This is a genomic window from Pseudomonas sp. LB3P93, assembly GCF_054898025.1.
In genome coordinates, this window is the sequence record NZ_CM142713.1 from 1,484,784 (window position 1) to 1,507,582 (window position 22,799).

Annotated in this window: 24 protein-coding genes, 1 tRNA gene and 2 pseudogenes; 15 read left to right on the forward strand and 12 right to left on the reverse strand. The window is 58.4% G+C overall.

What is annotated here, in order from left to right; translation table 11 throughout:
- Nucleotides 1-24: 24 nt before the first annotated feature.
- Complete coding sequence (locus ACYZT8_RS06545) at nt 25-807, reverse strand: aldolase (RefSeq protein ID WP_461980049.1); 783 nt, start codon at nt 805-807, stop codon at nt 25-27.
- 159 nt (nt 808-966) lie between these two features.
- Between ACYZT8_RS06545 and ACYZT8_RS06550 the strand changes: the two genes are divergently transcribed.
- The gene (locus tag ACYZT8_RS06550) at nt 967-1,509 is read left to right on the forward strand and encodes a helix-turn-helix domain-containing protein (RefSeq protein WP_461980050.1); all 543 of its coding nucleotides are present in this window, start codon (nt 967-969) and stop codon (nt 1,507-1,509) included.
- A gap of 116 nt (nt 1,510-1,625) precedes the next feature.
- Here ACYZT8_RS06550 and ACYZT8_RS06555 read toward each other — a convergent pair whose 3' ends face one another.
- Complete coding sequence (locus tag ACYZT8_RS06555; protein WP_461980051.1) at nt 1,626-2,645, reverse strand: DUF4917 family protein; 1,020 nt, start codon at nt 2,643-2,645, stop codon at nt 1,626-1,628.
- A gap of 156 nt (nt 2,646-2,801) precedes the next feature.
- On the opposite strand from ACYZT8_RS06555, the gene yiaY reads away from it, so the two are divergent.
- Entirely contained in the window at nt 2,802-3,950 is a 1,149-nt protein-coding gene (gene yiaY, locus ACYZT8_RS06560) for an L-threonine dehydrogenase (protein ID WP_461980052.1), read from the forward strand.
- On the opposite strand, the gene ACYZT8_RS06565 is transcribed toward yiaY, so the two are convergent.
- The gene (locus ACYZT8_RS06565) at nt 3,947-5,113 is read right to left on the reverse strand and encodes a multidrug effflux MFS transporter (protein WP_461980053.1); all 1,167 of its coding nucleotides are present in this window, start codon (nt 5,111-5,113) and stop codon (nt 3,947-3,949) included. The two genes, yiaY and ACYZT8_RS06565, sit on opposite strands and share 4 nt — an antisense overlap.
- 222 nt (nt 5,114-5,335) lie before the next feature.
- Between ACYZT8_RS06565 and ACYZT8_RS06570 the strand changes: the two genes are divergently transcribed.
- The 4 genes from ACYZT8_RS06570 (at nt 5,336) to ACYZT8_RS06585 (ending at nt 10,132) form a co-directional block, all read left to right on the forward strand.
- Complete coding sequence (locus ACYZT8_RS06570; RefSeq protein ID WP_461980054.1) at nt 5,336-6,244, forward strand: LysR family transcriptional regulator; 909 nt, start codon at nt 5,336-5,338, stop codon at nt 6,242-6,244.
- Nucleotides 6,245-6,497: 253 nt separating this feature from the next.
- Nucleotides 6,498-7,691 (forward strand): CaiB/BaiF CoA transferase family protein, encoded by a 1,194-nt coding sequence (locus ACYZT8_RS06575; protein ID WP_461980055.1) that lies wholly within the window; start codon nt 6,498-6,500, stop codon nt 7,689-7,691.
- Nucleotides 7,688-8,614, forward strand: a complete 927-nt coding sequence (locus ACYZT8_RS06580; protein WP_461980056.1) for a hydroxymethylglutaryl-CoA lyase — start codon at nt 7,688-7,690, stop codon at nt 8,612-8,614. The genes ACYZT8_RS06575 and ACYZT8_RS06580 overlap by 4 nt, the downstream gene beginning before the upstream one ends.
- 186 nt (nt 8,615-8,800) lie before the next feature.
- Nucleotides 8,801-10,132 (forward strand): MFS transporter, encoded by a 1,332-nt coding sequence (locus tag ACYZT8_RS06585; RefSeq protein ID WP_461980057.1) that lies wholly within the window; start codon nt 8,801-8,803, stop codon nt 10,130-10,132.
- 180 nt (nt 10,133-10,312) lie between these two features.
- Here ACYZT8_RS06585 and ACYZT8_RS06590 read toward each other — a convergent pair whose 3' ends face one another.
- Nucleotides 10,313-10,801 carry a DMT family transporter gene (locus tag ACYZT8_RS06590; protein ID WP_461980058.1) on the reverse strand — a complete coding sequence of 163 codons (489 nt, stop codon included), beginning with the start codon at nt 10,799-10,801 and terminating at the stop codon, nt 10,313-10,315.
- 77 nt (nt 10,802-10,878) lie between these two features.
- Between ACYZT8_RS06590 and ACYZT8_RS06595 the strand changes: the two genes are divergently transcribed.
- The 8 genes from ACYZT8_RS06595 to ACYZT8_RS06630 all read left to right on the forward strand — a co-directional run bounded on the left by ACYZT8_RS06595 (nt 10,879) and on the right by ACYZT8_RS06630 (nt 16,734).
- Nucleotides 10,879-11,790, forward strand: a complete 912-nt coding sequence (locus ACYZT8_RS06595; protein ID WP_461980059.1) for a LysR substrate-binding domain-containing protein — start codon at nt 10,879-10,881, stop codon at nt 11,788-11,790.
- A gap of 37 nt (nt 11,791-11,827) precedes the next feature.
- On the forward strand, nt 11,828-12,562 hold the full coding sequence (locus ACYZT8_RS06600; protein ID WP_461980060.1) for a PA3715 family protein: 735 nt from the start codon (nt 11,828-11,830) through the stop codon (nt 12,560-12,562).
- 26 nt (nt 12,563-12,588) lie between these two features.
- The gene (locus ACYZT8_RS06605; RefSeq protein WP_461980061.1) at nt 12,589-13,317 is read left to right on the forward strand and encodes a PA3715 family protein; all 729 of its coding nucleotides are present in this window, start codon (nt 12,589-12,591) and stop codon (nt 13,315-13,317) included.
- 6 nt (nt 13,318-13,323) lie between these two features.
- Complete coding sequence (gene fos / locus ACYZT8_RS06610; RefSeq protein WP_461980062.1) at nt 13,324-13,740, forward strand: fosfomycin resistance glutathione transferase; 417 nt, start codon at nt 13,324-13,326, stop codon at nt 13,738-13,740.
- A 64-nt stretch (nt 13,741-13,804) separates the two neighbouring features.
- Complete coding sequence (locus tag ACYZT8_RS06615) at nt 13,805-14,443, forward strand: LysE family translocator (RefSeq protein WP_461957591.1); 639 nt, start codon at nt 13,805-13,807, stop codon at nt 14,441-14,443.
- 86 nt (nt 14,444-14,529) lie between these two features.
- On the forward strand, nt 14,530-15,879 hold the full coding sequence (locus tag ACYZT8_RS06620) for a sensor domain-containing protein (RefSeq protein WP_461980063.1): 1,350 nt from the start codon (nt 14,530-14,532) through the stop codon (nt 15,877-15,879).
- Nucleotides 15,880-15,996: 117 nt separating this feature from the next.
- Nucleotides 15,997-16,155, forward strand: coding sequence for a KGG domain-containing protein (locus ACYZT8_RS06625; protein ID WP_309676802.1), 159 nt, complete (start codon nt 15,997-15,999; stop codon nt 16,153-16,155).
- Nucleotides 16,156-16,230: 75 nt separating this feature from the next.
- Complete coding sequence (locus ACYZT8_RS06630) at nt 16,231-16,734, forward strand: DUF4142 domain-containing protein (RefSeq protein WP_461980064.1); 504 nt, start codon at nt 16,231-16,233, stop codon at nt 16,732-16,734.
- Between the two features lie 65 nt (nt 16,735-16,799).
- Here ACYZT8_RS06630 and ACYZT8_RS06635 read toward each other — a convergent pair whose 3' ends face one another.
- From ACYZT8_RS06635 to ACYZT8_RS06645, 3 genes are all read right to left on the reverse strand, one after another.
- On the reverse strand, nt 16,800-17,210 hold the full coding sequence (locus ACYZT8_RS06635; RefSeq protein ID WP_461980065.1) for a low affinity iron permease family protein: 411 nt from the start codon (nt 17,208-17,210) through the stop codon (nt 16,800-16,802).
- 149 nt (nt 17,211-17,359) lie between these two features.
- Nucleotides 17,360-17,899 (reverse strand): AidA/PixA family protein, encoded by a 540-nt coding sequence (locus ACYZT8_RS06640; protein WP_461980066.1) that lies wholly within the window; start codon nt 17,897-17,899, stop codon nt 17,360-17,362.
- Between the two features lie 123 nt (nt 17,900-18,022).
- Nucleotides 18,023-18,526: an inclusion body family protein gene (locus ACYZT8_RS06645; protein WP_461980067.1), complete on the reverse strand. Its 504-nt coding sequence runs from the start codon at nt 18,524-18,526 to the stop codon at nt 18,023-18,025.
- Between the two features lie 536 nt (nt 18,527-19,062).
- Between ACYZT8_RS06645 and tam the strand changes: the two genes are divergently transcribed.
- On the forward strand, nt 19,063-19,833 hold the full coding sequence (tam, locus tag ACYZT8_RS06650) for a trans-aconitate 2-methyltransferase (protein ID WP_461980068.1): 771 nt from the start codon (nt 19,063-19,065) through the stop codon (nt 19,831-19,833).
- A 239-nt stretch (nt 19,834-20,072) separates the two neighbouring features.
- On the opposite strand, the gene ACYZT8_RS06655 is transcribed toward tam, so the two are convergent.
- The 5 genes and pseudogenes from ACYZT8_RS06655 to ACYZT8_RS06675 form a co-directional block, all read right to left on the reverse strand.
- Entirely contained in the window at nt 20,073-20,816 is a 744-nt protein-coding gene (locus tag ACYZT8_RS06655; protein WP_461980069.1) for a class I SAM-dependent methyltransferase, read from the reverse strand.
- 391 nt (nt 20,817-21,207) lie between these two features.
- Nucleotides 21,208-21,498, reverse strand: a pseudogene (locus tag ACYZT8_RS06660) (type II toxin-antitoxin system HicB family antitoxin); the annotation flags it as partial.
- An 81-nt stretch (nt 21,499-21,579) separates the two neighbouring features.
- Entirely contained in the window at nt 21,580-21,843 is a 264-nt protein-coding gene (locus tag ACYZT8_RS06665; protein ID WP_438660528.1) for a short-chain dehydrogenase, read from the reverse strand.
- A gap of 443 nt (nt 21,844-22,286) precedes the next feature.
- Nucleotides 22,287-22,496, reverse strand: a pseudogene (locus ACYZT8_RS06670) (helix-turn-helix domain-containing protein); the annotation flags it as partial.
- Between the two features lie 214 nt (nt 22,497-22,710).
- Nucleotides 22,711-22,784 (reverse strand) — tRNA-Gly (locus tag ACYZT8_RS06675).
- Nucleotides 22,785-22,799: the final 15 nt, after the last annotated feature.

Genomic DNA, 22,799 nt, shown 5'->3' on the forward strand with positions numbered 1-22,799 from the left:
CTCTCCTTTAGAAAATGGGTGGGTTCAGTTCAGGCAATCGGCGTGTTGACGCAGGTTCTGCCGGGCGTAGTAGTTGAACGCAGCGCCGTGGCGCTTGGGTTTCGAAATCCAGTCATGGGCTTCGCGGCCCAGTTCCGGCAGGATCGGCTTGATGGTCCCGGCACTCATCGCCAGCAGTTGCAGCTTCGCGGCGCGCTCGATCAATTGAGCGATGACACAGGCTTCTTCGATGGTCGTGCCGGTGGACAGCTGGCCGTGGTGCGACAGCAGGATGGCTCGCTTGTCGCCCAATGCACCGGCGATCAAATCACCTTCTTCGTTGCCCACCGGGACACCTGGCCAGCCTTCGAGGAACGCGCAATCGTCGTAGAGCGGGCAGAGGTCCATGTGGGAAATCTGCAGCGGCACTTCGAGCATCGACAGCGCCGCGACGTGGGTCGGGTGCGTGTGAATGATGCAGTTCACATCAGGCCGGGCGCGGTACACCCAACTGTGGAAACGGTTGGCCGGGTTGGGCATACCGTGGCCTTCGAGCACTTCCAGGTCTTCGTTGACCAGCAACAGATTGCTGGCGGTGATTTCGTCGAAACCCAGGCCCAGTTGTTGAGTGTAGTAAGTGCCGGGTTGCGGGCCTCGGGTGGTGATCTGCCCGGCCAGGCCCGAGTCGTGACCACTCTCAAACAGAATCCGGCAGGTCAGGGCCAGCTTTTGCCGGTCAGTCCACGTATTATCCGCCAGGGTATTTTGCATCTGGGTCAGCGCTTGCTTGACCAGTTGCTCTTTGGGCAGTGCTAAGGTCTTGGCCATATCGGTGTCCTTTGGGTGGTTCAATGGACGTCGGGTTTGCCGTTCACTCGTTGCTCGCAAGGTCATGGGTGAATGCAAATGACACAAACGAGACTATATGACACAAAGTGTCATTGGCAAGGGCAAATCGTCGCTTCCTTGATGGATTAATCGTTTTTCATGTCTATCCGTTTGAAAGTATTGAGAAAAAAACTGGGCGTGACCCTGGAGTCCTTGGCCGAAAAATCGGGCATGACCAAGAGCTACCTGTCGAAAGTCGAGCGCGGGCTGAATACCCCGTCGATCGCTGCCGCCCTGAAACTGGCCAAGGCGCTGAACGTGAAGGTCGAGGAGTTGTTCTCCGAAGACAACATCAGCCTCGACAGCTACAGCCTGGTGCGCAGCGACGAACGCCAGTCCCTGGCGGCCAACGATGAAAGCCCCGGCTACGCGGTGCTGGCGCATCAGGTCAGCGAGCGCAACCTGCTGCCGTTCATGATTTATCCGCCGAACGAATTCGCCGATAAAACCTTTAAGGAACACGTGGGGGAAGAGTTTCTGTTTGTGCACGAGGGGCAGGTGGAAGTGGACTTCATGAACGAGCGCGTGCTGCTCGATCGGGGGGATGCGTTGTACTTCAATGCGCAGAAGCCGCACCGGATTCGGTCAGTGGGGGAGGTTCAGGCGCAGTTGCTGGTGGTGGTGCATAGCGCCGAAGAATAGCGCAGACATGATCGTTCCCACGCTCCGCGTGGGAATGCCTCTGCGGACGCTCCGCGTCCAGTGACGCGGAGCGTCACGGGCTGCATTCCCACGCAGAGCGTGGGAACGATCTTGACCTAAACCTCAACCGGTACCGTGAGCTTCGGGCTGCCGAGCGCATGCGTCTTCGAATCAAAAAAACGCAACGCTGACCCAGTCCCCTCAAACACCTTCGCGTAATGCCGCTTCTGATGCTGGATAAACGCCTTGCTGCGCGGGTAAATCGAGATCGCCACCATCTTGGGTTTTGCCTGGCGCAACGCATGGATGATATGGCTGTCCTGCTCGCCGAGGGCATGACCAAACAGGCACAACCCATCGCCATGGCTCAATAACTGGTCATAGCAAAACGACAAATAATCCGAGCTGCGAATGGTCTTGAGCTTGTCCTGCGCTGGTCCTTCGTTAACAAACAGCGGCACATCGTCGAGGGTCTTGATCGTATTGTTGATCGCAAAACTGCCCAGCAACGTGCCCTCGGTCGACATCAGTTTGCGCGCCGTGCCGTCCTGATTGCGCACCAGGTGCAGCCCACCGTGCAGATACAACAATCGGGTTTTATCAGTCGCCGTGGCGCTCAAATCAAAACCCGGTTCTGCACCCTGGAACAAGTCGGTGATCGCATCCGGCTGATGCTGAATCGCCCAGTAATTCAACAAGTCGTAATTGGTGGTGAACACCGTCCGATAACTGCCCAGTTCCTGACTGATGGTCGCCAGGGTCGAAGGCACGACCAGTCGCCATGGGATGTGGACTGCGTGAACCGTGTTGATTAGCGCTTCCTTGATCGCGTAGTAACGATTGCGCGGCGCGGCGGAGCTTACGGCCAGGGCCTTGTTGACCCGGCTGGTGGTTTTCAGCGCGCTCAGCACCTGCTCGAAACTGCGCGTCTGCATGGCATCGAACACGCTCAGCTCGGACTGGCTCAGGGGCTTTTCTTCAACGGTGCGGGCGTTTTCGAACAGCGAGTCATAGCCGAAGTCGTCCCACACTGCGCGGCTCGCACCGTTACCCACCAGCAAACCGCTGAACGAGGCGGTGGCGCGCAAGGCGTTCCAGTCTTCAAGTTGGGCATCAACATCCTGGAAATCGGTCATTGCGGTCAAAGTCTCAAAGCAAAAGGTCTGATGGGCGGCGACTTTATCACGCCCGGGACTTGAGCCAGATCAAGTTCCTGCGTAACCGATGGGTCGATCCTGTGGGTACCCGCTGGATCGGCATTGCTGGTTCGGCCCCCGCCAGGAGACACGCTCATGAGCAGCACGTTTTTCATTCCCGCCGTGAACATCATGGGCAACGATTGCCTGGACGAAGCCATGGACGCCATCGGCAAGTACGGCTTTCGCAAGGCACTGATCGTCACCGACGCCGGGCTGGCCAAGGCCGGCGTAGCGAAGATGATTGCCGAGAAACTGGCGATGCAGGACATCGACTCGGTGATCTTCGACGGCGCCAAACCGAACCCGAGCATCGCCAACGTCGAGCTCGGCCTGGGCCTGCTCAAGGAAAGTCTCTGCGATTTCGTGGTGTCGCTCGGTGGTGGTTCGCCCCATGACTGCGCCAAGGGCATCGCGTTATGTGCGACCAACGGCGGGCAGATCCGCGACTACGAAGGCGTCGACCGATCCACGCAGCCACAACTGCCCCTGATCGCGATCAACACCACCGCTGGCACGGCCAGCGAGATGACCCGTTTTTGCATCATCACCGACGAATCGCGCCACGTGAAAATGGCCATCGTCGACCGCAACGTCACGCCGCTCTTGTCGGTCAACGACCCGGCGCTGATGGTCGCCATGCCCAAGGGCCTGACCGCTGCCACTGGCATGGACGCACTGACCCACGCCATCGAAGCCTACGTGTCCACCGCTGCCAACCCGATCACCGATGCCTGCGCACTGAAGGCCATCACGTTGATCAGCAACAACTTGCGCCTGGCCGTTCGCGATGGCAGCGACATGGCTGCACGGGAGAACATGGCCTACGCGCAGTTCCTCGCCGGCATGGCGTTCAATAACGCATCCCTGGGTTATGTCCACGCCATGGCTCACCAGTTGGGCGGGTTCTACGACTTGCCTCATGGCGTGTGCAACGCGGTGTTGCTGCCCCACGTACAAAGTTTCAACGCGCTGGTTTGCGCCTCGCGCCTGACGGATGTGGCCCACGCGATGGGCGCCGATACCCGTGGTGTCAGCCCGGAAGAGGGGGCTCAGGCAGCCATCGTCGCGATCCGCAGCTTGTCCAGAGACGTGGAAATTCCCGCTGGTTTGCGTGAACTCGGCGCCAAGCTCAACGACATTCCGACACTCGCCATCAATGCGCTGAAAGACGCCTGCGGCCTGACCAACCCTCGGGTGGCGGATCAGCGCCAGATCGAGGAGATTTTTCGCAGCGCGTTCTAATCGGATTGACGGCCGGGCGCGAGCATCACGCACAGCATCGCGCCCAACGCCAGCAAGGTGCAAAACAGGGACAGCGGCCATGCCTGCTGGCTTGCAATCAGGCTGGCAATCGCGCCGATGACGGCGGCCATCAGTTGGTGAATGAAACCGCTCAGCGCCATCGCATAAGCGCCGCCGACCGGCGAGCCGTCATTGGCCAGAGACAGGCTGATCGGGTAGTTCAACGACTGCCCGAACACCGCAAAGCAGTACGGCAACCAGAACAGCAGCGCAACGGATGTACCCGCGAGACTGCCCAGCAACATCACCGCGCTGCCCGCCAGCACCAGCCCCACGCCCGCCGTCATTAGCCGGTGTTGACCGGTGCGCAGCACGAAGGCATTGACCCCCAACGCCCCCAGAAAATACGCCGCGCTGATCGGCCAGCCCAACAGCCCGTACTCCACGGCCGACCAGTTGAAGGGGCCTTGCAAAATCAGCGGCGCAGCGGTGTTGAACGCAATGATTACCCCATAACCGAGGCCGCCGGCGAGTGCCGGCAGCAGGAAGGCGCGATCACGCAGAATGCGCCCGTAACTGGGCCAGGCGGACGACAGAACATTGTCCTCAGCCAACACCGGAAAGCTGACCCGCGCCACGACCAGCGCCATCAACAGACTCACACCACCCAACAGATAGAAAATCGCCGGCCAGCCCAGCGCCACTTGAATGATCGACCCCAGGTACTGGCCGATGCCCAGCGCCACCACAAAGGAAATCGATATCCAGGACAGTGCCTTGGCAAGCAGGTCACCGCGGAAACTGTCGCGGATCAGCACCCGCGCCATCACCGAAATCCCGCTGGCGCCAATCCCCTGAACCAGTCGCCATAACAGGAACGATTCAAACGTCTGGCCGAAGGGCAGGGCCAGGTTACCCAGCCCGTAGATTCCGAGTGCGGCGAGCAACACCGGTTTTCGGCCAATGCGCTGACCCAGGCTGCCCCAGAACAACATCGGCAACGCCATGCCGATCAGGTACACCGCCAACCCCCAGGACACCTGCGACGCATCGGCGGACAGATCCCGGGCAATGTCCGGCAGTGCTGGCAGATAAATGCTCATGCCCAGTTGGGCGAGAAACACTGTGCTGCAGGTGACGAGGAGGGTGGTGCTGCTCTTCATTGAGTCTTCCTTGGGTTTCAGAAACCGACGTCCCCGTCGTAGGGGCGTAAAGCTACATCAAGTCGCGCGACTTTATCGCGTGCGGCGCGGGGATTGAATCAGCTGTTTCCGTCTCGGTTGAGTGGTTCAAGAGATTTATGCGGAGGGCGATGACGTGTGATGCTGTGGGCCAAAACCGGGCTATCCTGCCGACTCAGCCGACCTGAAGTCATCGAGCCCTCCATGCTGCAAAAAAGCCTGATCCGCCGCCTCGACCTGATCACCCTCCAGCTGTTTGTCGCCGTCCACGAAGAAGGCACCCTGACCCGTGCCGCGACTCGCGAAGCGATCGCGGTGTCGGCGGCCAGCAAGCGGCTGATGGAGTTGGAAGAAGCGCTGGGCATCAGCCTGTTCGTGCGCCAGGCCAAAGGCATGACCCTGACCCCGGCTGGCGAAACCCTGCTGCACCATGCCCGACAGATGTTGTTCAACGTCGAAAAAATGGGTCTCGAACTGGGCGAGCACAGCCACGGGGTGCGTGGCTATGTGCGCATGCTCGCGAACTTGTCGGCGATCATTCAGTTTTTGCCCGAAGACCTTCGGGATTTTTCCGAACGTCATCCCCAGGTCAAGACCGACCTCGAGGAACGTCCTAGCAGTGGGGTGATTCAGGGGGTGCTGGACGGTGTGGCGGACCTTGGGATCTGTTCCAGTGACAGCGACGTCAAAGGTCTGCACAGCGTGTTCTATCGCCAGGACAAACTGGTGGTGTTGATGCTGCCCGATCATCCGTTGGCGAGTCGTTCCAGCCTGGCGTTCGCCGATACGCTGGACAGCGATTACGTCGGTCTGCATGCCGCCAGTTCGATCAACATGCGCACCCACGCGGCGGCGCGCAAGGCGGGCAAGGTGCTGCGGTTGCGGATTCATGTGCCGGGTTTTGATGCGATGTGCCGGATGGTCCAGGCCAACATGGGCATCGGCATCCTGCCGCAAAAGGCCTATGAACTGTTTGGCCGGGCGTTGGGTTTGCAGGCGGTGCCGTTGACGGATGACTGGTCGGATCGTGCGCTCATTCTGGTCGTGCGTGATGAAGCGGCGCTGTCGCCGGTGAGCCGGATGTTGTTTGAGCAGTTGCGTGGAGTTGTCTGACGGTTCTCGATTGAATCGGGGGCCCCATCGCGGGCAAGCCCGCTCCCACAGGGATCTCGGTTGCTCACAAAATTTGTGTTTGCCCGAAGTCCTGTGGGCGCGAGCTTGCTCGCGATGACGGACCTGAGAGCGCAATAATTTTCTGGAGCGTTCGCGTTTCGCGAACGAACGTTGCCAACTGAAGGTTGGATTCATCGACCCCTGGTCCTCTAGCCTTGGCTCATATTCCAAGAACAACAAGAGGTACCCCGCGATGACTGCCCCCTTGAGTGCAATCAAAGTGATCGAAATCGGCACGCTGATCGCCGCGCCATTCGCCGCGCGCATGCTCGCCGAGTTCGGCGCCGAAGTGATCAAGATCGAAGCCATGGGCCAGGGCGACCCGCTGCGCAAGTGGCGCAAGCTGCACGAGGGCACCTCGCTGTGGTGGTACCTGCAATCGCGCAACAAGAAGTCCTTGGCGCTCAACCTCAAATCCGCCGAAGGCATCGAACTGGTCAAGCAATTGGTGACCAGCGCCGACGTGCTGATCGAAAACCTGCGGCCAGGCGCTTTGGAAAAACTCGGTCTGGGCTGGGACGTGTTGCACGCCCTCAACCCTAACCTGACGCTGGTGCGTATTTCCGGTTATGGCCAGACCGGCCCTTACCGCGATCGTCCGGGTTTCGGTGCCATCGGCGAAGCTATGGGCGGGATCCGCTACACCACCGGCACTCCCGGTTCGCCGCCCGCACGGGTCGGCGTCAGCCTCGGCGATTCCCTGGCGTCTTTGCACGCGGTGATCGGTGCCTTGATGTCGTTGCTGCGGGTCAAGACCGGGCAGGGTGGCGGGCAGGTGGTCGATGTGTCGCTGGCCGAAAGCGTGTTCAACGTCATGGAAAGCCTGGTGCCGGAATACGACATGCTTGGCCATGTGCGTGAGCGCAGCGGCGGCGCCTTACCGGGCATCGCACCGTCCAACACTTACCTGACGGCCGACGGCGCCTACGTGGTGATCGCCGGCAACAGTGACCCGATCTACAAGCGGCTGATGGAAGTGGTCGGTCGTCGCGACTTGGCCTACGCGCCGGAGTTTGCTCATAACGATGGCCGCGCCGCCAAGAGTAATGTGCTCGACGCCGCCATCACTCACTGGACCAGCAGCCTGCCGATCGACGACGTATTGTCCGCGCTGGAAGCCGCCGAAGTCCCTGCCGGGCGCATCTATTCAGTCGCCGACATCGTCGCCGATCCGCACTATCAGGCGCGGGATATGCTGCTCAGCGCCGACCTGCCGGGCGGTGCCACGGTGAAGATGCCCGGCATCGTGCCAAAAATGTCCGAAACCCCCGGCGGCGTGAACTGGTCCGGGCCGACATTGGGCCAACACACCGACGGTATCCTCGCAGGGCTGGGCCTTACGGAGTTGGACATCGAGCGCCTGAAAGCTAAAGGGGTGGTGCAATGATCACTGATTTTTCCGAGACCCTGATCGTTCAGGAAGTCTCCCCCCGCGACGGCTTGCAGATCGAGCCGACCTGGGTCGAAACCGTCGACAAGATTGCGCTGATCGATCAGCTGTCGCTGGCCGGTTTCAGCCGTATCGAGGCCGGCTCGTTCGTGTCGCCCAAGGCCATTCCGGCGCTGCGCGATGGTGAACTGGTGTTCAAGGGCATCGCCCGGCAACCGGGGGTGATCTACGTCGCGTTGATCCCCAACCTCAAAGGCGCGCAGCGGGCGCTGGCGACTCGGGCCGATGAGCTGAATCTGGTGATGTCCGCCAGCCAGACCCACAACCTGGCCAACATGCGCATGCGTTGCGAAGCGTCGTTGGCGGCGTTCGGCGAGATCGTGCAATACGTCGGTGGCACACAGGTGCGACTCAACGGCAGCATCGCCACCACCTTCGGCTGCCCGTTCGAAGGCAAGATCGATGAGGATCGGGTGCTGCAAATCGTCGAGGCCTATCAGGAACTCGGCATCCAGGGCATCACCCTGGCCGACACCACCGGCATGGCCAATCCGCGGCAGGTGGATCGGCTGGTGCGGCGGGTCTTGCAGCGGGTTTCACCGGCTGATCTGACCCTGCATTTCCACAACACCCGCGGCCTCGGTTTGTGCAACGTGCTGGCCGCCTACGAGGCCGGTGCCCGACGTTTTGACGCAGCCCTCGGTGGCCTCGGCGGCTGCCCGTTCGCGCCGGGTGCCTCGGGCAATATTTGCACCGAAGACCTGGTCAACCTGTGCGATGAAATCGGCATTCCTACCGGCATCGATCTGCCGCTGTTGCTGAAGTTGTCCCGAAGATTACCGGCGCTGCTGGGCCACGAAGTGCCCGGTCAACTGGCCAAGGCAGGCCGCAATTGCGATTTGCACCCAGTGCCCTCCTGAACACCGCAAATCCCCTGTGGGAGCGAGCCTGCTCGCGATGACTGCGTCACATCCAACATAGATGTCGACTGATTCACCGCTATCGCGAGCAAGCCCGCTCCCACAGTAAAGCGTCCATACAGACCTACTAAACCAGACAACAAAAACAATCGGACCCCCAAGGGAAGTCCGCCTGGAGATAGCACCATGAGCCTCAATGTACTGGAGGCGGGCGCGAGCCCGTCCGTTAACCACGACGAAGAAAAAGCCCTGGTCAGCAAGGTCGCCTGGCGCCTGATGCCGTTGATCATGGTCTGCTACCTGTTCGCCTTTTTCGATCGCATCAACATCAGCTTTGCCAAGTTCCAGTTGCAGGCCGACCTGAGCCTGAGCGACACCGCTTACGGCCTCGGCGCCGGGCTGTTCGTGGTCGGTTACGTGATCTTCGAAGTGCCGAGCAACATGATGCTGTACAAGGTCGGCGCCCGGCGCTGGATCGCCCGGATCATGATGTCCTGGGGTGTCGCCACCGCCCTCATGGTCTTCGTCAACAGCGAATGGCAGTTCTACGCGCTGCGTTTCGTGATCGGCGCGATGGAGGCCGGTTTTGCGCCGGGAGTCCTGTATTACCTGACGCTGTGGTTCCCGCAGCACTATCGCGGGCGCATCACCTCGATGCTGTTTCTGTCGTCGGCGTTTGCCGGACTGGTCGGTGCACCGTTCTCCGGGCTGGTGCTGCAACACCTCGACGGCTTTATGGACATGCGCGGCTGGCATTGGCTGTTTTTGCTGGGCGGCGTGCCTTGCATCGGGCTTGGCTTGCTGGTGCTGACCTTGCTCAAGGACCGCATCGAAGACGCCCATTGGCTGACGCCGTCGGAGAAAACCCTGCTGGCCAGCCGGATTGCGCACCATGAACCGCACAAGAGTGGCGGCTCGCTGCTCGCCGCATTGCGGATTCCGGGTTTCCTGACCTTGGGGCTGATCTATTTCCTGATTCAGGTGGCGTCCTACGGCTTGAATTTCTGGGCACCACAACTGATCCGCAGCGCCGGCACCGAAAGCCCGGTGATGATCGGTTTGCTGACCGCCATCCCGTACATCTGCGGCGCCATCAGCATGGTGGTGATCGGACGGCTGTCTGACTCGACCGGTGAGCGACGCAAGTTTGTCGCTGGTCTGGTCGCGGTGGGCGCGCTCGGGTTCTTCTGTGCGGGGATCTTCGCCAACCACACGACCTTCCTGATTGTCGCGCTGGGCTTGCTCGGTGCCGGGATCATCGCCTCCATCCCAAGCTTCTGGACCCTGCCGCCGAAACTGCTGGCCGGTGCCGGCGCAGGGGCTGCCGGCGGAATCGCGGTGATCAATACCCTCGGCCAGTTCGGCGGCATCGTCAGCCCGGTCATGGTCGGACGAATCAAGGACCTGACTGGCAGCACCACTCCGGCGCTTTACGTTATCGGTGTTTGCGCGCTGATCGCCGTTGCGCTGCTGTTGTGGGGGTTGCCGCAGAAGCTGCGCACGCTCGACAAGTTCTAAGCGTTTCGCAGGCTACGCCGGTCCCTGCATCGACCACGCATCCTTGCAGAGGCCGGCGAAGGCTGCGATCCCAAGGTGATGATCGTTCCCACGCTCTGCGTGGGAATGCAGCCCGTGACGCTCCGCGTCACTGGACGCGGAGCGTCCTTAGAGGCGTTGCCACGCAGAGCGTGGGAACGATCAGGATGTCGCGATCAGCGCTTTGGTCGGCGCAGCACTGAGCTGAATCAACATCACCCCCGCCAGCAACAACACCGCCCCAACCACCCGCGGCAACGTCATCTGCCGTTCCACCAACCCAAACAACCCGAAGTGATCCAGCACCAGCGAAGCCACCACCTGTCCCGCCAACGCCAAAGCAATAAACCCCGACGCCCCAAGCTTGGGTAGCAGCATCAGCGCCAACGAAATAAAACACACCCCGAACGCACCACCCGCCCACATCCACAGTGGGGCCTTGGTGATAAACGTCAGTGACGGCAGCGGCAAGCGCATCGCCAACATAATCGGCAACACCACCACGATACTCACCAGCAACGAAGCAAGCGTCGCCCACAACGGATGACCCAACCCACGCGTGAGGTTGGCGTTGATCGCACTCTGAAAAGGCACCACCGCCCCGGCAATCACAGCCAGCAGCAACAGCCCGGCCCAATGCAACGTACTCATGATGATTCTCCAACAGGTTTTGCTGGACTCTAGAGTATTCGTCGCGCAGATTTAAATTCCAAATTGCTATCCAGAACATGCAGCAGATGAATGATCTTCGACGTATCGACCTCAATTTGCTGGTGATCCTCGACGCCCTGCTCAGCGAGCAGCACGTCACGCGTGCGGCGCAACGCTTGCACCTGAGTCAGCCCGCGGTCAGTCATGCGCTGGCGCGATTGCGCGACTTGCTGGGCGATCCTTTGCTGGTACGCGCGGGTGCGACGCTCGTGCCCACCCCGCGAGCCTTGGAGTTGATCGCACCCTTGGCCGAGGCACTTGCCCAAGTGCAATCACTGCTGGCGCCGAACGCCTTCGACCCGGCCACGGCCAAGCGCACGTTTCGTCTGGCGATGTCCGACTACGGCGCCGCCATCGTCCTGCCAGGGCTGGTTCGGACGTTGCGCCGGGAAGCGCCGGGCATCGACCTGCAAATCAGCCACGCCAGCCGCGAAGGCATGCTCGACGCAGTACTCAACGGCGACATCGACGTTGCGGCCGGGGTCTTTCCTGAACTGTCCAACGAACTGCGCAGCACCCCGCTGTTCGAAGAACACTACGCCTGCCTCGTGGACCGCAACACCTTGCCCGCCAATGGCGTACTCGACCTGCCGACCTACCTCGCGCGGCCTCACGTCCTGCTGGAAATGCGCGGCAGCGGCACCCCGGAAATCGAACGAGCCCTGACGGCACTGCGTGAGCGCCGTCGCGTCGCGATCAGCCTGCCGCACTGGAGCGTTGCCCCGGAGTTCATCAGTGGCACAGACCTGATTTTGACCGTTGCTTCACGTGGGCTGCGCGAAATTGATGAGCGCTCGTTGATGGTGGTTGCGCCGCCGTTTCATATTCCGTCGTTTACGTTTGTGTTGGTCTGGCACAAGCGGCGGGGCGGGGATCAGGCGTTGAACTGGTTGAATGGGCGGATTGGGGAGGGGATAGTGCGCGCCTGAAATCATCTGTTTTTTTGAAACATACAAGGAACAAGGAATGACATTGAAGTCTGGATGGATGAGTTGTGCGGCGCTGTGCGGATGGGTGATCACGACGCAGGCGTTCGCTGAATGTGAATCACCGTTTCTGGCGGGCGATTTCGGCTATTCGGTTTGCAAGGACTGGCCAGCTTATCCGGGGCTCACGATTACTGCGTTGTCGCAGTTCGAATCGGGGTATTCGGCAAGCGATTATGGCCCTCAGGGTAAATATGATCTCGATCTTGCCGTTGTACCGGCTGGCGATTCGAAGCCGCTGGCGACGTATCACAAGGCATCGGCTTTTGAGTCAGATGCCATAGCCTTTGAAAGTCTGCAACTCGATACCGCACGCTACACACTCACTCCTGAACTAAGAGCGTTTGGCGTGCGTGCCACGTTCAATGGCTCGTCGCGGCTGAATCCTGTGAGCGAAAAGTTGCTCTCACTCTATGTGAAAGAGGGCGACAAATTGCGTCCGGTCCTGGATAAGCTCATCACCTATGAGTATGGAGGTGAGTGGGATGGCAATTGCGCCGGTGAGATTTATCAAACCACCCGTACGCTAGAAATCGGCAAAACCGGTTCACATGGATACGCGGACTTGATCGTCAAGACAGTGTCCACCAGCGAAGTCGGGAAAGGCGAAGGGGGGGCGTGTGAATCCAAAACCATTACAGCCAAACCGGTGCTGACAACTCTTCGGTATGACGGTAACAACTACGTGCTGCCGCAAGGGTTCAAGGGCTTATAAGTACTACGCACCGATCAGGGAAGAACATGCCAATCGCAAAGAAACTACTGAATTCACTGGCCTTGCTCGGCCTACTTACAGCTGTTAGCCAAGCACAAGCGGGTTGCGAAGAAGCGCCATTTGGCGAGCGAACGTTCACCCTTTGCAAAGTCTGGCCGGCGTATGACGACCAGACCATTGTGGCCCAGTCGACATTCAAGCCGGATTCCGCCGACGCCAACACCGATGGCGGAAACGTCGATCTGGAACTGTCGCTCATCCACTCATCCAGCTCGAAACGCCTCGCCAGTTACCATAAAAAAGACGCCTACTATTCAGACGCTGTGGCGTATGCAGGGTTGTCCATTGATACGGCACGCTACAAATTGACGCCCGACAGTCGCGCTTTTGGTATTCGCTCGAGTTTTGAACACAGCTCAAGCGTCAGCCCTTACCACAAAACGGAGCTGGCCTTGTATATCAAGGAGGGCGATACATTGCGTCCGGTACTGGAAGGGCTCGTCATTTCTACAAGCAGGGGCGAGTGGGACGGCAATTGCGCAGGAGAGGGCGAGCGAACACAAAGAACCGTCGATATCGGCAATACAACTCATAACGGATTTGCAGATCTTGTTGTCAGTTCCACCGTGACAGTCACCAAAAACTTCCTGGTTGGCGAAGAGTGCGAAGACACGTCCAGCAAGTTGAAAACAACCCGGTCTACCCTGAAGTACGACGGTAAACAGTACGTCGTGCCAGAAGCACTCAAAGGTTAATCGCCCATGCTCACCGGCCTCAACCACCTGACCCTCGCCGTCACCGACCTGAACCGCAGCGTGGCGTTCTATCAAGACCTGCTGCAACTTCGCCTTGATGCTACTTGGGACAAAGGTGCGTACCTCTCGCTGCCCGGCCTGTGGCTGTGCCTTTCCCTCGATCCACTGCGCAGACCCGAACCCGCGGCCGACTACACCCACTACGCCTTCACCGTCAGCGCAGCGGATTTCCCCGTGTTCGTCGAACACCTGCGATCCGCCAACGTGCAGGAATGGCGCGACAACCGCAGCGAAGGTGCGTCCTTTTACTTTCTCGACCCGGACGGCCACAAGCTCGAAGCCCACGTCGGCGACCTGGCATCACGGCTGGCGGCCTGTCGCGAGCGTCTGTATGCGGGGATGAAGTTCTTCGACGATCAGTAAGTTCGTGCGAGTGGACCTGAGATAGACTTGCGCCCATTCACCAAATAGTTCAAAAGGATTTCCCATGACCCCATCGCTGCTAATGGCCGTCCTCGCCTCGGGTTTTATATATGGCATCACGCCGGGGCCTGGCGTATTAGCGGTATTCGGGATCGGTGCAGCGCGGGGTCGACGGGCAGGGGCGGGTTTCCTTTGCGGGCATTTGTTGGGGGATGTGGTCTGGTGCAGCACGGCGTTGATCGCCATTGTTGGCGCGCGGGAAATCGGCAGCACGGCGTTCGATGTGTTGGGCGTGCTCAGCGGGCTGTACCTGTTTTGGCTCGGTTTACGCGCAATACGGGCGAAACGCAGTAGCGCCGATGCACCTCAAGGCCCGGCTCGCCAGCCGTTTTGGCACGGCATTCTGTTCGGCCTGACCAATCCCAAGGCATACCCGGTGGCGGTGGCGACGTTCACAGCATTGCTGTCCAGCCGCGCAGAGTTGCTGCACTGGTCCATGCTGCCGTGGTTGATTGTCCTGAGCTTTATCGGTGGCCTGATGGCCTACGCTATCCTCATTGGCATTGTCGGTGCGCGGCAGGTACGCACCTTGTATCAACGCCATGAACTGGCGATCACCCGGTTGTGCGGGGTGATGTTTATCGGTTTTGCCATCAATGCCCTCGCTCATGCGCTGCCGGGGCTGGTGTCGAACAAGGCTTGAGGTTGAGCGCACGGATGCGTCAGCGTTACTGATCGGTCAGGGAGGGTTCTTTGATTGCTGCATTGTCTGGACACGCTCATCGCACCATGGCAACCAGAAATTCCGCGCCGTTGGCGAGCTACATCGATCTCTTGCTGGACGCCGTCTGTGCGGTGGATAAACAAGGTCGCTTCGTTTTTGTCAGCGCGACCTGCGAGCGTATTTTCGGCTACACCCCCGACGAACTGATCGGCCAGCCGATGATCGACCTGGTGCATCCTGCCGATCGCCAGCGCACCCTCAACGCCGCGCGCGAGATCATGGGCGGCGAGCCCAAGCTCAATTTCGAAAACCGCTACCTGCGCAAGGATGGCGGGGTGGTGCATATCCTGTGGTCGGCGCGCTGGTCAGAAGTCGATCAGTTGCGCATCGCCGTGGCCCGGGACATCACCGAGCGCAAGCAGGCCGAGTCCCGGCAAGCGGCGTTGTATGCAATCTCCGAAGCGGCCCACGCGGCGGAAGATTTGCTGGCGCTATTCAAGCGCATCCATTTGATCATCGGCGAATGGCTGCCGGCGCTGAATTTCTCCGTGGCTCTGTATGACGAGCACTGCGCGCAGCTGAACTTCCCGTATCACGTCGACGACCACGAACTGCAACCCGAGCAGCCCGGGACCATCACCGGGCGCCTCTGCTCCGAAGTGATTCGCAGCGGCCAGCCGATTCTGCTGACCCCGGATCAGGACACTCCGCCAGAGGGATTTGAGTTGCTGGTCGCCGGACCGGATTCGCCTTGCTGGCTGGGTGTGCCGTTGAACTCGCAAAACGGCACCATCGGCGCGCTGATCGTCAAAAGCGTACCGGGTGGCGAGCGCTATACCGAGCAAGACAAGGAATTGTTGCAATACGTCTGCGCCCAGGTCGCGACCGCGATCGAGCGCAAGCAATTGCATGCTCGATTGCAACGCATGGCCCAATACGACCAACTGACTCAACTGCCTAATCGAGAGTTGCTGCGCGAACGGCTCAAAGACTCGCTGGCGCTGGCCCGCGCGGATTCTGGGCGAATGGCGCTGCTGTACGTCGACCTCGACCGTTTCAAGGAAGTCAACGACACCCACGGACATGCGGTCGGCGACATGCTGTTGCAAGCGGTTGCCAATCGGCTCAAGGGCTGCGTACGCGAGACCGACACGGTGGCACGCATCGGCGGGGATGAATTCGTGGTGTTGTTGCACAGCATCCACGCGTCGGAAGACGCTGAGCGCGTGGCGGGAAAAATCCGTCTGGTCCTGGCGCAACCCCTGCGGCTGGACGGGCACAGCGTGAACATCCAGCCGAGTATCGGCGTCGCGCACTATCCCGAACACGGCACTGAAGAAAAGCAGCTGTTCCGGCATGCCGATGAGGCCATGTACGCCGCCAAACGCCAACATCACCAAGGCCTCGGGGCCTGAAAAATCTGCCACCGTTCGTCGCGGCGATTTCAACTTTTCTAAACCTTTGCGGTGATCGAAATTCAGATTCTATGCGGGCTCCTGCTCGCCGCGATCATCACCAAGAGGTAGAGAATCATGCCTAATTCAAGAAACTCGAACTCGGGAAACTTCACCAACGATCGAACGAAGGCGTCTGAAGCCGGTCGCAAAGGTGGGAAAACTACCACCACGACTGTCGATAAAGACCCTGCGAAACCCGATATGGGCCGCAAAGGTGGTCAGAAATCGAAGTAGTCGGTGAAGGTAGTTTTGATTGAGAGGCGGGGGCGAAAGCTCCCGTTTGAATTTTTTCAGAAGGAGGGCGCGACCATGAGCCGGATGGCCACCCGATTACGCACTGCCAGTTTTGCCACGTTGCTGGGCCTGTTTGCCAACAGTGCTTTCGCCCAGTCGCCCGCCGAATTCATCAACGATGCGTCGGCCAAAGGCATGGCCGACATCGAAGCCAGTCGCCTGGCGCACCAGAAAACCGAATCCAAAGAGGTCAAGGACTACACCATCGTGGTCATCAATGACCGTACGACCGCCAACCAGCATCTGGCGAAAATCGCCAAACAACTGGATCTGCCGGTTGCCCCACGAGAAGAAGTAGTCGACAAGGCCAAGGCCTTGATGCCGGAAGTGATGGACGGCGCGACTTTCGATCAGGCCTACGCTGCCAGTCAGGTGAAAACCACCCAGGAAGCCATCGAGCAACTTCAGCAAACCGCACAGACCACCGACGTGCCGGAAATCAAAGCCTTCGCTGAAGAGACATTGCCAAAATTGCAAAACCATCTGCAAATGGCCAGGGCACTTCAAGCGGGTCGATAACAACCGCGTTCGACGACGTTTAAAGCAAACGGCGCGTGATTTACATCACGCGCCGTTTTGTTTACTCAGCACTCATTCAAATCCTGTTTGCGCTTGTTCGAAGCCGTCAGCCCCTCCAGGCCATGCACCTCGTTTTCGCCCATGGCGCGATAGTGTTTGCGCAGCGCCTCGAGTTGCTTGAGGTCCAATGCTTCAAGCCCCAACATCGCGTTCTGCGCCTCCTTGTTCACCCGCAGCAACTCATCGATTTTCAAGTGCAGGATGTCGGTGTCGCGGTTCTGCGTGTTCTGGATCAGGAACACCATCAGGAACGTGATGATGGTGGTCGACGTGTTAATGATCAGTTGCCAGGTGTCGTTGTAATCAAAAATCGGCCCGCTCATTCCCCATAGAGCAATCAGAATCAGAGCCCCCATAAACGTCTTGGGACTGCCAGCCCACAGGGCGAGTTTCTGCGAAATTTTTGCGAATTTCATTGCCGTGTTCCTTATTGGGATGCGCCTGAATTTCAGACAGCGACGGCGTGTTGAAAATTCTACTTACATTTATACATTCGGCCGCGACGCACTTTCGCAGCAGCTGGCGAAGCTAGCAGCTACGAGTCGCGTTTCGGCTTACTTGGTGTTCAGTCCGTCAACTTCACATCAACCGCCCAGCTGAAATACCCCACCACCTCGCAACGCTGGTCAACCAGCATGAAGCTCAGTTCGCAGGCTGCCACACCTGGGGTCATTTGCGAGCATTCCCAATAGTGATCATCGGCCTGGTGGCTGCCAGGTTGGGTCGGGTTTTCCGGGTCGGGGGCCGGCACGGTTAGGTCGCCGTTAACCAGCAGTTTCGGCTGCGATAGCACTTGGGAATCGCCCACGGCCATGTCGTAGAAAACCACGCTGTGTTCAGCGATCAGACTCACGGTTCGGCCGCGAATGTGAAAGGTTTTTCCGTTGCTGGCAGTCAATGTCAATTTGCTGTCATTTTCGCCTGTTTTTTCTACATCTGCCCCATTGACGACAAAGACGAATACATCGGTGATAGTCGTCGGGTTTTCGGCTTCCAGGCTGGGTGCTGGATACTTTGAAAGCAGCGATTCAGCATCAACAACCAGCAACACATTGTTGGCAGTCGCGATACTCGATGAAGGGGATTTGATCGGTTCGGAGGTCATCATGGATTCCTTTCATGATGTTGACGCACAACGGCAGCCGCTTCGGTTCATGCAAGACATCCTGTTCCCGCCGAAACGGCAACGAACGGGGTTGGCCCCCTGTCGCCAAGGGGCCAGCCTTAGTCAGTTGCTGATGGTGATGAACGGATCCCAAGAGCAGCAGCCGACGATTTTGCAATCGCGATCAACGATCAGGAAATGGAAGTGATAGGTCACACTGCCGGTCTTCAGCGTTTCCGAGGACCAGTAATGGTTAGCGATTTTCTGGCAGCTCGGGACCGACGGGTTATCGGGGTTTGGAACAGCGACGCAAGCTTCAGCCTCGCGGGGAGTAGGCGTGGATATCAGATTGTTACCCTGATTGGCGATAAATTTGTAGAAAATAACAGCAGTCTCGAAGCTCTGCGACAAGCTGGTTTCACGCCAGCGAACCAGGTCGCCCACCCGGGCTTTCAAGTTGAGTTCGCCACCGGCCTGACCATTTATAACGTTGTCCTTGTTGGTCACCATGTACACATGATTGACGTCGATCAACGTAGGCGAGGCGGGATTTTTGCTGATGTTCGGGTAGTTTTTCAGAATGGTTTCAGTGTCGATTGAAACAAGCACGTCCGTGACTCGAGACATAGTAAAGCTCCATTTTCATAGTGAATGCCTGGTTAGTTACAGGCACAACAACGTTTGGTTGCCTTGCGGCCGTTGCGAAAACACTACGGGCGGAACCCACCAATCACGGGAGATAATTTGGCCTTGCTCCTGCGTGCAAACTGATAAGCCGGGTTCCTTCCGACAGGCCGCGATTAGGACTATAGATGCGAAACATAGGCTGTCAAAATTGATTGTCTTATCGCGCGACGGACGGTCGATATGGTTATGACTTCCGATGATATGGCGATAAAAAACAGCTCATTCAAAACTTCTTCGATTCGCCGGCGCCAAGTGATGCCAGTTCAGGCAATAGACAGACATGACCTGCTACAAGATTCAGTGAGCCAGGCAGGAGCATGGCTGGAAAAGGGGGCAATTTTGCTGGTTGACTCGATGTGGCCGGCCAACAGACATCTTTCGCCATAGGTCGGATAGGGCAGGGCGCACCGGTCGGGGTATCGTAGCGAACCGGTTGTGCGCCTCTGGCCACAACAACGCACCGACAGGAGAACGCAATGAGTTGGTCCGCCAAACAATACGTCGCTTTTGAAGATGAACGCACCCGCCCGGCCCGTGACTTGCTCGCGGCGATCCAGCCGATGGATGCGCACTCGGCCATCGACATCGGTTGCGGCCCCGGCAATTCCACCGAGTTGCTGGTGGAGCGCTTCCCCAATGCGTCGGTGCGTGGCCTGGACAGTTCGACCGATATGATCGAGGCCGCCCGCAAGCGCTTGCCTCAGGTGCAATTCGACACGGCAGACATCGATACCTGGAACGAACCGGGTCCGTTCGATGTGATCTTCGCCAACGCGGTGTTGCAGTGGGTGCCCAATCACGCGACGTTACTGCCTTCGCTGGCCGCCCGACTGACCCAGGGCGGCAGCCTGGCCATTCAGATGCCTGACAATCTCAACGAGCCGTCCCATCGCTTGATGCGCGAAGTCGCTGCCGATGGGCCGTGGGCGAGCAAGTTGGCGGACGCCGCCGGGCAACGCACGGAAATGGCGAGCGCCAGTGATTACTACTCGATGTTGCGACCGCACTGTGCGCGAGTCGATGTGTGGCGCACCACCTACCATCACCCGCTCGCGGGCGGCGCGTCGGGCGTGGTCGAGTGGTTCAAGGGCAGCGGCTTGCGGCCGTTTCTCGAACCGCTGGATGACGCGGAAAAGGCGCGATACCTCAAGCAGTACCAAGCCGCGATTGAGCAGGCGTATCCGGCACTGAGCGATGGTTCGGTGCTGCTGCCGTTCCCGCGGTTGTTCATCGTCGCGACGCGTTAATGCAAAAAGGGACGGATCACGCTGAGCGTTATCTGTCCCTTTGCCGGGCACTCAAGTACTCAAAAATAAACGAAGCAAAGCCGAACAACCCAATCATCGAAATGATCATGATCCCCAACTCTGAATTGTCCATGTCGATCTCTTGGCGATGTGTGAGCTGGCACAATAAAGGATCTGTGGTCAGGTCCAACGCAGCGCTACTGCTTCTTTACTGGCTTCCCGGAATCCATACGCAAAAATTACGAATACCCGGTGGGGCACTCAGCGCTGACCAGCATCATCATCGGTCGCTCCCGCTCTTCGGCGAGGGCTGGTTGCGCGGCCACTTCTGCATCGGTCGGGCCCCATTCGTTGACATGCAGGATGCTGAAACCTGCGCCAATCAGTGTATTGAGCAAGGTGCCGATCGTGCGGTGCTGCTTGATCACGCCATCGGCCAGCCAGTTCGTCATCCGCTCGCCTTCCAGTTGATAACTGTCCAGCGGCCAGCGCTTGTTCCCTTTGTTATCAATCAGCCAGCCCGGATTGCGAGGGGCCATGAAGATTGGGTGTTCGATCGAAAATACAAAGCGTGAGCCGGGTTTAAGTGCCGCGTGGATTTTGGCGAACAGACCTGAGAGATCCCTGATGTAGTGCAACACCAAGGAGCTGTATGCCAGATCGAAACTGGCTTCCGGCTGGTCGAGTTGTTCCAGGTCGGCACGGGCGTATTGGATATTGGTTTCTGACGTCGTCCTGCGTGCCTGCTCCAGCATTTTTTCCGAGACGTCCAGTCCGAGCACGCTATCGGCGCCTTGATCACTGGCCCAGCGGCAGAACCAGCCGTAACCGCAGCCAAGGTCTACGACCTTCAGGCCTTTCATGGGGGGCAACATTGATTTGAGTGCAGGCCATTCGGGTGCAGCGTCGAGGCCGCCGATGGAGCGGGCCATCTGGCTGTAGCCCTGGAAAAATTCCGGGTCGTCGTAGATGTTTTGAGTCATGTTTGGGGGGGCTCTGTTGAGATCGTTCATGGGCGGCACCTGATGTGCGGCCGATTGGGTTCCCTCGGAGAGTGATGACGCGTTTTCGTCGATGGCCGCGCAGGGGGGAGGGTGGTTGAAGATAGGGAAATGCTAGCGGGTTCAGCGGGTAGGGGAAGCGGGATGAGCGTTGGGGATTTGTAAGCGAGGTTCATTTCAAAAAAGCGGCTATACGGTTAATGCCGAACAGATAATTGGCGGAACACCGCAATGTATGTGGGAGCGAGCTTGCTCGCGATGACGGTTTAACATTCAACAGCTGTATTGACTGCCAGTCCGCTATCGCGAGCAAGCTCGCTCCCACATAGATTGCGGCTGAACTGATCGGAATTTGCAATCCATAGCTGCCTCATACGTCGATGCTAGTAGGTTTCGCGAAGTACTTGGTCAAGTTGATCTCCACCACTTCCCAGACACATCCCGCGTACTTCGGAATCGCTCTATGCCGGGTGACTTTGCCGGCAGGTGGAATCGGCAAGCGGTTTTCATCCAGTATTTCGAAATGCCCCTCAATGGCTTCACGCGCCATGGCCATCGCATCGTCCAGATCTTTCCCCGCCGAAAAACAACCCGGGACATCCGGGATTTCCACACCCCTTGCATGCTTGTCATCGCCCATTGAAATTGCAATCGGATAAAGCATGTTCACTGCCCTCTCTTAGACCAGTTGCTGGCGCTATAAACGCAAAGGACGCCCAAAAGGCGCCCTAATCTCACGTCACAACTATTCCGCATCCATGCGTCGAGCGATGACGTCCAGCACATCACAACCGTCGCGCAAAGGCACGCAGCACAGCAATGCAAAGTCGCTGAGGATCACAGCGTCAGACGTAATGTCGCCTCGCATCGCGAGGTTTTCAAGAAGCTGCGTCACGGCCCGGATTCTGTAACTGGCAGTGCTGAGCAGCGAATGCAGCGGTTGGGTGGTGTTGACGAACAGGGAGGGAAGGTCGTCAGCGTTACTGGTTAAAGCCATGTATTCGTTCATGAGTAATTACCGTTAGTAGGTGGAAGACCTACCACTCAATCGTCGCCAACTAATTAGGGTGGCAGCTGTACGCGGGTTGGCGAACCGGACAACGGTGAAACCGGCAGACCCGAAAGTCTCCCACGCACAGCTACCAAAAAAAGCGCAGTAAAGTGCAGTCAGAAAAAGCTCCGAAAAAGTTCGGAGTGCTTCTGAATCGTTGTCATCGAGTCGCCAAACCCAATACGCCATTTGGGCGCGGAACGGACTATAGGCCTCGTGACAACAGCGCAGCAATGCGCAAGTCTACGGACAATTCCCACCGTAGTGTAGGACCTTGCCTTTTCGATAATTGGCCACTTTCGTGCCACTAGCGAATGGGTTTTCGACAGGTGATGGCAGGCGTTGATTAATCATTCAGGATGAAAAAATCAGCGGTTCACTAAATCCTGTTCTCAACGATTCAGGCCTTGCTGATGCACACGGAATTTAAGAGCCTCAATCGGATCGGACGGCGGCATCGGGTGATGTTCGTCTTCGTACTTTTCGATGAGCAGCGCCAGAGTTTCCAGATATTCACCTTCACGCGACCCAATGCCTGCCCCCCACAGCTTCTCCACACGAGCAAATGCAGCGTTCAGGTCTTCTTGGTTGAGAATTAGCTTACGGTTCATTCCACGGTCTCCGCGTTGATCTGTTCATCCTGGGCAACGGGTGCCGACAATTCCGTTACCGGGGCAAGTAAAACGCTAACAAAACACCATTTTTGTGCGAAAACGTTAATTTTCGCGATGAAACACAAATCCCAGACACAAAAAAACCGGCCATCAAGGCCGGTTCTTTTGACTGCATCCCCCGTCAAAAAACAACGTGAGACCAAAATTCGATTGGAGCGGGTGAAGGGAATCGAACCCTCGTTATCAGCTTGGGAAGCTGGAGTAATGCCATTATACGACACCCGCTCAGAGCGGCTGACT